The organism is Sphingobium sp. B2D3A (genome assembly GCF_025961795.1).
Lineage (GTDB): Bacteria > Pseudomonadota > Alphaproteobacteria > Sphingomonadales > Sphingomonadaceae > Sphingobium.
The window spans coordinates 1,259,779-1,273,152 of record NZ_JAOQOI010000001.1 but is presented as its reverse complement, the minus strand read 5'-3'; the positions used below and the strand labels follow the sequence as shown (position 1 = coordinate 1,273,152).

The 13,374-nt window shown below is 65.4% G+C and carries 11 protein-coding genes; 4 read left to right on the top strand and 7 right to left on the bottom strand.

Annotation, left to right across the window (positions count from 1 at the left end; translation table 11 throughout):
- The first annotated feature begins 39 nt into the window (after positions 1-39).
- Positions 40-4,557 carry a glutamate synthase large subunit gene (gltB, locus tag M2337_RS05920; RefSeq protein WP_264572061.1) on the top strand — a complete coding sequence of 1,506 codons (4,518 nt, stop codon included), beginning with the start codon at positions 40-42 and terminating at the stop codon, positions 4,555-4,557.
- Between the two features lie 88 nt (positions 4,558-4,645).
- Here the strand turns inward: gltB and M2337_RS05915 are convergent, their stop codons facing one another.
- Complete coding sequence (locus M2337_RS05915; RefSeq protein ID WP_264572060.1) at positions 4,646-5,122, bottom strand: hypothetical protein; 477 nt, start codon at positions 5,120-5,122, stop codon at positions 4,646-4,648.
- A 143-nt stretch (positions 5,123-5,265) separates the two neighbouring features.
- On the opposite strand from M2337_RS05915, the gene M2337_RS05910 reads away from it, so the two are divergent.
- Positions 5,266-5,937 carry a glutathione S-transferase family protein gene (locus M2337_RS05910; RefSeq protein WP_181558743.1) on the top strand — a complete coding sequence of 224 codons (672 nt, stop codon included), beginning with the start codon at positions 5,266-5,268 and terminating at the stop codon, positions 5,935-5,937.
- Positions 5,938-5,943: 6 nt separating this feature from the next.
- On the opposite strand, the gene M2337_RS05905 is transcribed toward M2337_RS05910, so the two are convergent.
- The 6 genes from M2337_RS05905 to M2337_RS05880 form a co-directional block, all read right to left on the bottom strand.
- Positions 5,944-7,101: a sensor domain-containing diguanylate cyclase gene (locus M2337_RS05905; RefSeq protein ID WP_264572059.1), complete on the bottom strand. Its 1,158-nt coding sequence runs from the start codon at positions 7,099-7,101 to the stop codon at positions 5,944-5,946.
- Positions 7,102-7,203: 102 nt separating this feature from the next.
- On the bottom strand, positions 7,204-8,409 hold the full coding sequence (locus tag M2337_RS05900; RefSeq protein WP_264572058.1) for an FAD-dependent monooxygenase: 1,206 nt from the start codon (positions 8,407-8,409) through the stop codon (positions 7,204-7,206).
- Positions 8,410-8,499: 90 nt separating this feature from the next.
- The gene (locus tag M2337_RS05895; RefSeq protein WP_264572057.1) at positions 8,500-9,141 is read right to left on the bottom strand and encodes a class I SAM-dependent methyltransferase; all 642 of its coding nucleotides are present in this window, start codon (positions 9,139-9,141) and stop codon (positions 8,500-8,502) included.
- A 127-nt stretch (positions 9,142-9,268) separates the two neighbouring features.
- Positions 9,269-9,634 (bottom strand): response regulator, encoded by a 366-nt coding sequence (locus tag M2337_RS05890; RefSeq protein WP_264572056.1) that lies wholly within the window; start codon positions 9,632-9,634, stop codon positions 9,269-9,271.
- Between the two features lie 100 nt (positions 9,635-9,734).
- Complete coding sequence (locus M2337_RS05885; protein WP_181558738.1) at positions 9,735-10,613, bottom strand: LysR substrate-binding domain-containing protein; 879 nt, start codon at positions 10,611-10,613, stop codon at positions 9,735-9,737.
- 96 nt (positions 10,614-10,709) lie between these two features.
- Positions 10,710-11,927, bottom strand: a complete 1,218-nt coding sequence (locus M2337_RS05880) for a DUF418 domain-containing protein (protein ID WP_264572055.1) — start codon at positions 11,925-11,927, stop codon at positions 10,710-10,712.
- A gap of 84 nt (positions 11,928-12,011) precedes the next feature.
- Here M2337_RS05880 and M2337_RS05875 point away from each other — a divergent pair, with 84 nt between their 5' ends.
- Both M2337_RS05875 and M2337_RS05870 read left to right on the top strand, forming a co-directional pair.
- Positions 12,012-12,818, top strand: a complete 807-nt coding sequence (locus M2337_RS05875) for a methyltransferase domain-containing protein (RefSeq protein ID WP_264572054.1) — start codon at positions 12,012-12,014, stop codon at positions 12,816-12,818.
- On the top strand, positions 12,811-13,344 hold the full coding sequence (locus M2337_RS05870) for a GNAT family N-acetyltransferase (protein ID WP_264572053.1): 534 nt from the start codon (positions 12,811-12,813) through the stop codon (positions 13,342-13,344). The genes M2337_RS05875 and M2337_RS05870 overlap by 8 nt, the downstream gene beginning before the upstream one ends.
- The last annotated feature ends 30 nt before the right edge of the window (positions 13,345-13,374 follow it).

Here is a 13,374-nt window from a genome sequence, read left to right as displayed (position 1 = left end):
GAGATCAATCGCAACTCCGCAGTTGAAAGAACAACCACCATGGTTCCTGAAACCGAACGCGACCGGATCGCCCGTGAGGGCATGTATCGCCCCGAATTCGAGGGGGACGCCTGTGGTGTCGGCCTCGTCGCGGCGACGGATGGCAAGGCCTCGCGCCGCGTGGTCGAGAGCGCCATCGATGCACTCAAGGCCGTGTGGCACCGCGGTGCTGTCGATGCCGATGGCAAGACTGGCGACGGTGCCGGCATCCATGTCGATCTGCCGGTGCGCTTCTTCGACGATGCCATTTCCGCCTCCGGCCACAAGCCGCTGCCCAACCGCCTTGCCGTCGGCATGATCTTCCTGCCGCGCACGGACCTGGGGGCGCAGGAGACCTGCCGCACGCTGGTCGAGGCCGAGATCATCCAGGCGGGCTACCGCATCTACGGCTGGCGGCAGGTGCCGGTCGATGTCTCCGTCATCGGTGAGAAGGCCCAGCGCACCCGCCCCGAGATCGAGCAGATCCTCATCTCCGGCCCGATGCCCGAGGAGCAGGACGTCGCCGAGTTCGAGCGCGATCTCTATCTCGTGCGTCGCCGCATCGAGAAGAAGGTGATCGAGGCGCAGATCAACGATTTCTACGTCTGCTCACTCTCCTGCCAGTCGATCATCTACAAGGGCCTGTTCCTCGCGGAATCGCTCTCGGTCTTCTATCCGGACCTGACCGACGAGCGCTTCGAGAGCCGCGTGGCGATCTTCCACCAGCGTTACTCCACCAACACCTTCCCGCAGTGGTGGCTTGCCCAGCCCTTCCGCTCGCTGGCCCATAATGGCGAGATCAACACGATCCGCGGCAACAAGAACTGGATGAAGAGCCACGAGATCAAGATGGCGGCGCTCGCCTTTGGCGAGCAGTCCGGCGACATCAAGCCGGTGATCCCGGCGGGTGCGTCCGACACGGCCGCGCTCGACGCCGTGTTCGAGACGCTGTGCCGCGCCGGCCGCGATGCGCCGACCGCGAAGATCATGCTCGTGCCCGAGGCCTGGCAGCACAATGACGATGTGCCGCAGGCCCACCAGAACATGTACAACTATCTCGCCTCCGTGATGGAGCCGTGGGATGGCCCGGCCGCGCTCGCCATGACCGATGGCCGCTGGGCCGTGGCCGGCATGGACCGCAACGCCCTGCGTCCGCTGCGCTACACGCTCACCTCCGACAATCTGCTGATCGTCGGCTCGGAGACGGGCATGGTCGTGGTGCCGGAGACCACCGTGGTCAAGAAGGGTCGCCTCGGCCCCGGCCAGATGATCGCCGTCGATCTCGATGCCGGCCAGGTCTATGACGACCGCGCCATCAAGGACCGGATTGCCGGCGAGCGTCCCTATGCGGATTATGTGAAGGGCTTCCGCACGGCGGACGACCTCCCCGCCGCTGCTAACGACGCGCGCCCGCAGTGGGACCGCGCCGAGCTGGCGCGCCGTCAGGTCGCCGCCAACCTCACCATGGAGGACATGGAGCTGATCCTCAGCCCCATGGCCGAGGATGGCAAGGAAGCGGTCGGCTCGATGGGCGATGATGCGCCGCTCGCGGTGATCACCGAGAAGCCGCGCACGATCAGCCACTTCTTCCGCCAGAACTTCAGCCAGGTCACCAACCCGCCCATCGACTCGCTGCGTGAGCGGCACGTGATGAGCCTGAAGACGCGCTATTCGAACCTCGCCAACATTCTGGAGGAAGACCGCCAGAACAGCGAGGTGATGATCCTGGAATCGCCGGTGCTGCTGTGCGACGACTGGTCGCGGCTGAAGCGCTATTTCGGCAAGACGGTGGCGGAGATCGACTGCACCTTTCCCGCCGATGGTCCGCCGGATGCCCTGCGCGCCGCCATCAACCGCATTCGCGACGAGGCGGAAATCGCCGTACGCGCCGGCCAGACCGAACTGTTCCTCTCCGATGAAGCCATCGGGCCGGATCGCGTCGGCATCGCCATGATCCTCGCGGCGGCGGCGGTTCACACCCATCTCGTCCGCAAGGGCCTTCGTTCCTATGCGTCGATCAACGTGCGCACCGCCGAATGTCTGGACACGCATTATTTCGCGGTTCTGATCGGCGTGGGCGCCACGGCGGTGAACGCCTATCTTGCCGAAGCCTGCATCGCCGACCGCCATGCGCGCGGCCTGCTGGGCGACCGCAGCCTGGAGGCGTGCCTCGAGAACTTCCGCACAGCGATCAACGAGGGCCTGCTCAAGATCATGAGCAAGATGGGCATCGCGGTGATCTCCAGCTATCGCGGCGGTTATAATTTCGAGGCGGTGGGTCTTTCGCGGGCGATCGTGAACGATCTGTTCCCGAACATGCCTTCGAAGATCTCCGGCGAAGGCTATGCCTCGCTGCAGTATAACGCGCTCGTCCGGCATGAGGCGGCGTTCAGCAAGGCCGTCGCCACGCTGCCTATCGGCGGTTTCTACCGTCACCGCGCGGGCGGCGATGCCCATGCCTATTCGGCGCAGCTCATGCACCTGCTGCAAACCTCGGTGAACACGGACAGCTACTCGACCTACCTGCAATTCTCGCGGGGCGTCTCGGAGCTGCCGCCGGTTTATCTGCGCGATCTGCTGGAGTTCAACTATCCCGATCAGGCCGTGCCGATCGACGAGGTCGAAGCGATCACCGAGATCCGCAAGCGCTTCGTCACGCCCGGCATGTCGCTGGGCGCGCTCTCACCCGAGGCGCACGAGACGTTGGCCATCGCCATGAACCGGATCGGCGCCAAGGCCGTCTCCGGTGAGGGCGGCGAGGATCGCTCGCGCTTCCAGCCCTATGAGAATGGCGACAACGCCAATTCGAGCATCAAGCAGATCGCCTCGGGCCGCTTTGGCGTTCACGCCGAATATCTGGGCGCTTGCGAGGAGATCGAGATCAAGGTCGCGCAGGGCGCCAAGCCCGGCGAGGGCGGCCAGTTGCCCGGCTTCAAGGTGACCGAGTTCATCGCCAAGCTGCGCCACTCGACGCCCGGCGTGACGCTGATCTCGCCGCCGCCGCATCACGACATCTACTCGATCGAGGATCTGGCCCAGCTCATCTACGACCTCAAGCAGATCAACCCGCGCGCGCGGGTCTGCGTGAAGCTGGTGAGCCAGGCGGGTATCGGCACGGTCGCGGCGGGTGTCGCCAAGGCGCATGCCGACGTCATCCTCGTCTCCGGCAATGTCGGCGGCACCGGCGCCTCCCCGCAGACCAGCATCAAGTTCGCCGGCCTGCCGTGGGAAATGGGCCTGGCTGAGACCAATCAGGTGCTCACGCTGAACGGCCTGCGCCACAAGGTGAAGCTGCGCACGGACGGCGGCCTCAAGACCGGCCGCGACATCGTGATCGCCGCGATCCTGGGCGCCGAGGAATTCGGCATCGGGACGCTGAGCCTCGTCGCCATGGGCTGCATCATGGTCCGCCAATGCCACTCGAACACCTGCCCGGTGGGCGTGTGCGTGCAGGACGAGCGCCTGCGCGCCAAGTTCACCGGCACGCCGGAGAAGGTCATCAACCTGATGACCTTCATCGCCGAGGAAGTGCGCGAGATTCTCGCACGTCTGGGCTATCGCAGTCTGGATGAGGTGATCGGCCGTACCGAACTGCTCAAGCAGGTCAGCCGTGGCGCCGAGCATCTGGACGATCTGGACCTCAACCCGATCCTCGCGAAGGTGGATGCGGACGACGACAAGCGCCGCTTCAACCTGCCGACGTGGCGCAACGAAGTGCCGGACAGCCTGGATGCGCAGATGATCGCGGACGCGCAGGCGGTGTTCGAGCGTGGCGAGAAGATGCAGCTCACCTACACGGTGCGCAACACGCACCGCGCCGTGGGCACGCGTTTCTCGGCGCTGATCACCAAGAAGTTCGGCATGTCCACCCTGCAGGATGGGCACGTCCATGTCCGTCTGCGCGGCACGGCCGGCCAGTCGCTGGGCGCCTTCCTGTGCAAGGGCATCACGCTGGAAGTATTCGGCGATGCCAATGACTATGTCGGCAAGGGCCTCTCGGGCGGCATCATCGCCGTGCGACCGATGGTCTCCAGCCCGCTGGCGAGCCAGGAGAACACGATCATCGGCAACACGGTGCTTTACGGCGCCACGGCGGGCAAGCTGTTCGCGGCCGGTCAGGCTGGTGAGCGATTTGCCGTCCGCAACTCCGGCGCGCAGGTCGTCGTCGAGGGCTGCGGTGCCAATGGCTGCGAGTATATGACCGGCGGTACAGCGATCATCCTCGGCAAGGTCGGCGCCAATTTCGGCGCAGGCATGACAGGCGGCATGGCCTTCATCTATGATGAAAGCCGCACCTTCCCGGCCCATGCCAATGCCGAGAGCATCGTCTGGCAGCGGCTGGACAGCGCCCATTGGGAAGGCGTGCTCAAGGATCTGGTCGAGGAGCATGTCGCGCGCACGGACAGCGACTGGGCCAAGTCCATCCTGCACAGCTGGGAGCGCAACCGCGATCACTTCTGGCAGGTCTGCCCGAAGGAAATGCTCAGCCGCCTCAAGCAGCCGCTGTCCGACAAGCAAGAGGTTGTCGCGGCGGAATGAAGACAAGACCCCCGGTGGTGACGCCGGGGGTTTTTCTTGGGCGATGGCGAGTGAGACGTGCGGCGACGCGCCTAGCGTTGGGTTCTGATCATTCCCGCAGAAGCGGTGCGGCGATGACAGGCGCGGCAGCGAGACGCGCGGCGACCTTCGCCGGAGCCGGCTCCTGCACGCGCAAGGGCGCTGAGGGCGGCGAGACAGAAACGCGGTCCGCCGGGGCTGGTCGCGTCGGCTCCTGCAAGTCGACCGCCTCATAAGGCGGAAGCGGCGCATAGTCCGCCGGCATCGGCTCCAGATAATCCCGGTGGCGGTTCAGGCCCGCATCGCATCCTTCACAATGGTAGCTGGACGGGCCGTCACGCATCGCTGCGCTTGCATAGGCGCGATCCTCGAAGGACGAGGACGTTTCCTCGGCGCCGGCCTCGCTCCAATAAGCGGCCAGTTCGTCGGCACCGGTAGGGCGGCCCGCCCCATTTGCCGTGACGAAATTGCCGAGCACCACGCCGCCAGTTCCGCCCGCCAACAAGACGGCGCCGATAAACCCCCATGTGCGTGCGCTGGTGTTCATGGTCCTGTCCCTATCAGATCTCGCCTTCTCGGGCACTCCGGCTTCGGGGATGCTGTCTCTGGAACAAGTCCCCTCGCCGCCATTGGTTCCAGCGGCGCAAGTTTCAGCTATGATCGGCCTCGCTGGCGATTTAAGAGCCGCGCATGTGGCATCTCTATCAGTTTCCGCTCTGTCCCTTCTCGCGCAAGGTCCGCTTTCTCATGGCGGAAAAGGGCATCGTGTACGAGACGGTGCGCGAATCGCCCTGGGAAGGTCGGGATGAATTCCTCGATCTGAACCCTGCAGGCACCACCCCGGTGATCGTAGCTGATGACGGCCATGCGACGCTGGCGGACAGTCAGGCGATCTGCGAATATTTCGAAGAGACGGTGGACAAGTTCCCGCTGATCGCGGGCTCGGCGCTGGATCGCGCGGAAGTGCGCCGCCTGGTCGCCTGGCTGGACCAGATCGTCTATCGCGATGTCGTGGCGCCACTGCTCAATGAGCGGATGATCAAGCGGGTCGTCTCCCGCACCTCACCCGATGCCGGGGCGCTGCGCGAGGCGATGCGGCGGGCCAACACGCATATGGATTATCTCGATTATCTGCTCGACCATCGCAGCTGGCTGGCCGGCGGAACGATGAGTCTGGCAGACATCGCCGCCGCCGCGCATATCTCCGTCGCGGACTATCTCGGCGGCATCGACTGGGAAGGCCATGGCCAGACCAAGCGCTGGTACGCCGGCATCAAGTCACGCCCGTCCTTCCGCCCGCTGCTGGCGGAGCGGATGGAGATCGTGACGCCGCCTAAATATTACGATCAGCCGGATTTCTGAGCGCGCTCAGTGCTCGGTTTCAGCCGCGATATAGACGCGGTTGCGGCCATGTTCCTTGGCCAGATACAGCGCGCGGTCGGCCGCCTTGAGCGCATCGCGCGGCTCGGTGTAGCCAAAGACATCCGCCACGCCCCCTGAGAAGGTCACGCGGTCCATGCGTTCGCCGGTCTTGCGGTCGACGAGATTGCGCTGCGCCATGTCGATGCGTGCATCGTCCACCACCTTGGCGGCCTCCGCGACGGTCAACCCCCGGAAGAGCATGACGAATTCCTCGCCGCCGTGGCGCGCAACATGGCATTTATCGCCGGAAATCTTCGCGAGCAGGCCGGCGACGAATTTCAGCACGCGGTCGCCGGCATCATGGCCATGCGTGTCGTTGATGACCTTGAAATGATCGATATCGCAGAAGGCGACACACAGGGATTCGCCATCTTCGCGCGCCTTGACGGCTTCCTCGCGCAGCGTGTTTTCGAATGCGCGGCGGTTCGGCAGGCCGGTCAGATGATCCTGCTCGGCCGCCTTGCGGGCGCTCTCCAGGTTCTTCTGCAGCAGCCGCGTCTGCGTCTGCCCCTCACGCATCTTGCTTTCGACTTCGCGCGTCTTCTCGATCATGCTGCGGGTGAGCAAAATGAGATTGCCCAGCGCCTCCCCGGCATCCGACTCCTCCAGCGAGGCAGCCTGCTTCTGCAAGGCGACGCCGAAATCCTTGGCGGACGTGCTGGACTGATCGACAATGCCGGTGATCTGATCGAGATTGGCCTCGACCTTCTTGAGCATGTCGGCCAGCGTATCAGGGGTCAGTTCCTCGGCCCGCTGGTCGACGATGATCTGCTCGACCGCGCCGTTGGTGAGCTTCCCCCGCTCCATCAGGATCGCGCGGACCGCCTTTTCCACGGCGATGTCGTTGCCGGTGATATAATCCAGCGCCAGCCCGAAGTTGAGCGGCGTCAGATCAAGATCATGGGCGAAGAGAAAGCTGCCGACCTCTTCGTAGATCATCTTGCGCCGCTCGCTCTCGCGACGAAGATGCGCATTGCCCTCCTCGCGCCGAGCCCCTTCGACGACGTGCGCGTTTTCGGACGCACCTTCCGTGATACCCAGAATGCGGCCCAACCGGGCCAGCTTCCCACCAAAACTCTCAGACGGCACTTGCGCGGCAGACATGCCTGATCTCCTCCAACGCGGCCCTTCTAGCCGGCTGTGGTAAACAAAGCTTTGAAGGTGACGGGCTGAATTGCGACTGAAATGCAAAAAGCTGTCAGGCGGTCAGACCAGATCGCCCAGCAGCAATTTGGGCCGGCTGCCGCTTTCGCCGCGCGCTTCCGCCATGAACCGATCCTTGAGGGGTCCGAGCTTCTGCACGGCGGACAAGCCCAGCCGACGGATTGCCGAGACCGGCCGGCCCGGCACATCGAACAGGCGGACGAGGCCATCCATCATGATCGTTACGCTCAGCGCATCCAGCGCCCGCCAGCGCTGGTAGCGGGCGAGCAGTTGTGCATCGCCCGGCTCCATGCCGGTGCGCATGCCTTCCACGATCACCTGCGTGAGCGCCGCGACGTCACGATAGCCAAGGTTGACCCCTTGGCCGGCGATCGGATGGATGCCGTGGGCAGCATCGCCAACCAAAGCCAGCCGCTCATCGATGATCCGGGCGGCGCGGTGATAGCCGAGCGGGTAGCTCTGCATCGGTGCGGCAAGGCGAATGCGGCCGAGGAAATTCCCCATCCGCTTTTCCGCCTCCGCCAGCCAGGCGTGCTCGCCGAGCTTGAGATAGGCGGCCGCGTGCTTGGTCGGCACCGTCCAGACGATGGCCGAGCGATTGCCCGGCAGCATCGGCAGCAGCGCAAACGGCCCGCCGGGATAGAAGATTTCATAGGCGGTGTTGCCGTGCGGATCGTCATGCTCGATGGCCGTGACCAGCGCGGTGTGGGGATAATCCCATTTCGCCACTGTGATGCCGGCAGCCGCACGCGTCGGGCTGCCCCGGCCTTCCGCGCCGACGAGCAGGCTGGCGCCGATCTCGGCGCCGCTTTCCAGCCGCACGCGCACGCCATGCGCATCCCGCACCGTCTCCACCGCCCGGTCGGGCTGGAAACGCACGATGTTGGCCGCGTCCGCCGTGGCCTCGATCGCGGCCCGCAGCTCGCGATTCTCGACCATGAAGCCCATGGCGCCATCATCGGGATCGGGCGCGAAATCGAGCGCGCCGCCGGTCAGCCCTTCGCTCACCCAGATCCGGTCGATGGGGCAGGTCTTGCGGGCAAGGCGCGGCGCGATGCCGATGGCCTCGAACTGGCGCCAGCTTGCCGAGGAAATCGCGGAGGTACGTCCATCGAAGCTCTGCGCCGGTACGCGCGCGGGCGCCGCCGGATCGACAATGGCGCTGCGCACGCCATGGCGTTCGAGTGCGACGGCCAGCGTCAGCCCAACAAGACCGCCGCCCAGAATGATGACATCATAGCGTTGCATCAGTCCATTCTAGCGAGGCCGGAGGGCGAAGGCGACTGCCCATTGGAGAAAAGCCCGCGCCTACCAAGACCGGGCTGGTCTCCGCTCACATCAGAAGGCGAGTTGCGCGCTGTCCATGGCCGCAATGTCCGCGGCGCGGCGGTAACGGAACACCGTCGCCGGCGGCACGTTGCGCACGATGGTGCCGATCCGCTCCACGCCCAGATCGAGCGCATCGGCGACCGAATCGGCCAGCGGCGGGCGCGGCGAATAAGTGAACTGGATGAATGCGCCGCCCGGGCGCAGCAGCCGGAAGGCCTCGCTGACAATCGCGCTTTGCAGGGTCTTGCTCATCGCCAGCAGCGGCAGGCCGCTGATCACGCACTGATAGGCACCCTCGCCGCCCGTGCATTGGCCGAGCACGGCCTGAGCCGGCGCCTCGATGATCGAAACGCTCGCAAAATCGCGCCGCAGGTTGCGCGCAAAACCGGGGTTGATCTCGACCACTTCCAGATGCGTGCGCGGCAGGCCGGTCGCCAAAATCTGACGGGTGAGCGCACCCGTGCCGCCGCCGAACTCCATGACGAGACCGCCTTGAGGGTCGATCTGCGAGGCCATCAGCCGGCCAAGATGCGGGCTGCTCGGCACGATGGAGGCCGTCTGGCGCGGTTTGCGCAGCCAGGCGTGAAGGAATTTCAGATAATCCCCGGCGCTTGACCGACGATCGGTCAGTGCGGAACTCTTGCTCGCCATCGCCCCTCGCTCGCTTGTCACGGAACCGTCTCACTAGTGCGCCGTGGGGGCGCTGGGAAGAGGCAAGATGGGGGTGATCGATCGGCTTTGTGCGCCGCTCGTCCTGAAAAGCACAGGGACCGGCTGGTCAGTGCGTCACATGCCGCACGGCCGCGAGGAGACGCTCCGGATCGAACGGCTTGACCAGCCAGCCCGTCGCGCCGACTTCCCGGGCGCGGGCGCGCTTTTCCTCGCTATATTCAGTGGTCAGCACCAGCACCGGCCGGTCGACATGGCGCCTGCCCTGCGCCCGCAACGTCTCGATGAAGCCGAAGCCATCGAGCCGTGGCATGTTGATGTCCGTGATGACCAGATCGGCCTCATTGGCCTCCAGCCAGTCGAGCGCGGCCTGGCCGTCCTCGGCCTCGACCACCTCATAGCCGCCGCCGGTCAGCGTCATGCGCAGCAACGCCCGCATGCTGCGGCTGTCATCGACTGTCAGAACCTTCGGCATGTGCGTGTGCGACCTTCTGCCCGTTCGAGCGAAGGCACGCCATAAGGGTGGCAGCGTTTACAAATCGTCGACAGCGCAGACCGGTGACGGCTCGGCCCGGTCAGATCTCGGCGTTGATCACCCAGTCGTGGAACATGCGCACCGCGCGCTTTTCCATGGCTTTCGGGCGGCAGACGAAGAAATAGCGATAGGGGCTTTCGACATGATAATCGAACAGCCGCACGATCCGGGGGTCATGCGCTTCCTTGAAATGGCGCCCATGCATCGCGGCGATGCCGAGTCCCTGCGCCGCAGCCTCCAGCATCAGCGCGCCCGAATCATAATAGTCGATCGACGCCGGCGTTAGATTCGGCAGGCCGACTGCTTCCTTCCAGACATCGAACGTCGCCGACATGTCGCGGTGAACCAGCAGGGTCTGGCGAGCGATGTCCTCAGGGCGCGTGACCGGCCGGGGGCCTTCCAGCAAGGTTTTCGACCCGATGAGATAGACAAGATCGCGATCCAGCTCGCGCCCGTACAACGAGGGATCGACATCCCGCGCCAGCACGATGGCCGCGTCCAGCCCTTCTCCCAGGCGCGCGATGGCATTGGGGCTGGTGTCCACGTCCAGATGGAGATCGGGATGCTGCTTGTGCAGCTCGCCCAGCCGCGGGAACAGGCGTTGGCTGGCGAACAATGGCAACATGCCCAGTCGAACCCGCATCGTCCGCGCGCCGCCGGTAGCACTCTCGATAGCCGCGCCCAGCGCATCGAGCGCGGGCGCGATTTCCTTGATCAGGGCATGGCCGTTCTGATTGAGTTCCAGCTGCTGGTGTTTGCGCTCGAAGAGGTTGTAGCCGAGAAATCGCTCGAGCGCCTGGATACGGCGGCTGAGCGCGGGGGCGGACAGGGCCAGTTCCTCGGCCGCGGCCTTTACCGAGCCGGTGCGGGCGACCTGCACAAAAGCCTCGAGGGCGGTGAGAGGGGGAAGCCTGCGCATCGATGTTAACGGGACCCAAGTTTATGCTGCATTGCACAACTATGCCGCAAGCGTTCAGCCGACGCCAGAGCGTTTTGAGCCTTTGTTATCTCAACGCTATCCGCGACGCGACGCCAGACGCCAGAGCCGTTCGACAGGCCCCTGCCCCATCGATCGCCGCCAGAGGACCGACCAGACGAGCATCACAGCCCACATTGCCAATACCACCAGCAAAAGCTGCGTCCGCGTCAGCGCCCCGAACAGCCCTCCGCCATAACCGTAGAACAGGCCAGTCATCAGAAGGCTGGTGAGCAGATAATTGGAGAGCGCCAGCCGGCCAATCGTTGCAATGGCCCGAACCAGCGGCGCTTGCGGATGTTGCGCCGCCAACCCCATCGCCATCGAGGCCAGAGCGACGGCCAGGGGCAGACGCAGCGGCACCGACCAGCCGAACAGGGCCGCCTGCGCCGCGAGCGGATCGCCCGACAGCAGCACCCAGATGCCAAGGCCCGCCATCGGCACCAGGCCGACCAGCATCGCCCGGTGCCATGTCGCGCGATATTGGGGGACCGGCCACTGGCCCGCCATGAAGCCGCCCTTGAGCATCGCCATGCCAAGCGCGATGAAGGCCAGACATTCAGGCCAGGAATAGAGGATCTGATTCAGCGCCGCCCGCGGCGCGGCGCCGATCCGCTCGGCAAAAATGCCAGCATAGCCACCAGTATAGAGCGCGATCTCATTGGCAACCGCCCGGCTCGCGCCCATGCCGGCCGAGTCCGCATAGGCCTGCCAATGTTCGACGATGGTCGGTGCGGCTCCCGGTGCCAGCGCTGCCGCGCGGAGCGAGAAGGCGGGCCATACCGCCACCAGATTGATCACCCACTGGAACAGCAGCAGCGCCAGCGCGAGCTTGATCAGGCCGAGCGTCTCGAACCGGATGAACAGGGTGGCGATCAGGCCGCACAGGGCCAGCTGGACGAGGATATCGCCCGACCAGAGCAGCAGATAATGCGCAAGACCAATGGGCAGCAGCCACAGCATCCGCCGGCGATGCGCCTGCAGCCCGTCCCGCCCGCTCATCTCTGCCGATTCGATCACCAGCAGGATGGACGCACCCAGCAGCATCGCGAAAATCGCACGCATCTTGCCATCGACCAGCAGGAAGGTCGCGAACCAGGTCGCCAGATCCGCTGGCCCTTGCGTCCCCACCGTGAACGGGTTGAACCCCGCTGCAGAGGGCAGCCCGAAGGTCACGATATTGCCGAGCAGGATGCCCATCACGGCGCACCCCCTCAGAAAATCCAGTCCCTCGATCCGAAAGCCCTCATCGGCCATGCGCTATGCTGTCCTGGTTGCGGGCCGGGCGCTTGAGCGGGCCGGCGCCTTGTTCGATTGGTCGTTGCTCTATCGCCTTTTGGCGTGACGTCCACCCCAAGCTGGTGCATTCGCGCGGCGATGGTCAGCGACTGCAAGACACGCATCGGCGCCGCATTCGGCGCGGCGGCGCCCCGCTATGAGGGCGATGCCGGCGTGCACCGCCATGTCGCCATGCGCCTGCTCGATTTTGCGACGGGCGGCACCGATACCGGTGCGCGCGATCCGGCAACCGTGCTGGAGATCGGCTGCGGCACCGGCCTGCTGACGCGGCTGATTGTGGAGCGCTGGCCGGATGCGAAGATCACCGCCACCGACATCGCGCCCGGCATGATCGCGGCGATGCGTGAGGCCGGCAGCCCTGTGCGGCTACTGGTGATGGACGGAGAACGCCCGGATCTGGGCACCCAGCGCTTCGACCTCATTCTCTCCAGCCTCGCCTTCCAGTGGTTCGAGGATTTGCCGGCAGCCCTCGCCCGCCTGCACGGCCTTTTGGTGCCGGGCGGCAGCCTCTGCTTCGCCACGATGGGCGCCGAGAGCTTCAGTGACTGGCGCGCAGCCCATGCGCGCGAAGGGCTGGTCTGCGGTCTGCGCGACTATCCCAGCCGCGATGAGGTGGCCCCGATGGCGCAGGCTTTGGGCCGGTGCGATCTTGCCGAGGAGCTGGTCCCGCTGCCCGTGCCCGGCGGGCTGGCGCTGGCCCGGCATTTCCACGCCATCGGCGCGCGGGTGCCCCAGCCCGGCTATCGCCGCCTCGCGCCCACTTCGCTCCGCCGCGTGATGGCGCGGTTCGATGCGGATGGCGGGGCTTCAAACTACCACATCATCTATGGCAGGCTGTGGCATGACTGATCGACCGACCCTGCGCAGGGCAGTAGCCGAGGATGCCAAAGCCCTGGCGAGGCTGAAGCTTACCTGCTTTCGCGAGACCTTTCTGGAGGACTTCGCGGTCCCCTATCCGCCCGACGACCTCGCCCGGTTCGAAATCGAGGCCTATGGCGCGCAGGCCGTCGCCCGCGAACTGGCAGACCCGACCCACGCCAGCTGGGTGTGCTCTACGGTTGCCGGAGAGCTGGTCGCCTACGCCCATGCCGGGCCGAGTAAGCTGCCGCACCCGGAGGTCAGCGCGCACTCCGGCGAACTCTATCAACTCTACGTCCGTCGCGGCCATCAAGGGTACGGGTTGGGAGGCGCCTTGCTGAAAAGCGCGCTGGATTGGCTTGCAGAGCGCTATCCGGGGCCAAGCTGGCTGGGCGTCTGGTCCGGCAATGGCCGGGCGCAGGCAGTCTACGCGGCCGCCGGCTTCCACAAGGTCGGCGATTATCTGTTCCATGTCGGTGACCACCGCGACGAGGAATATATTCTGCGCCGCGACTGAAAGCGATGCAGCGTTTCTGCCGCCCGACGA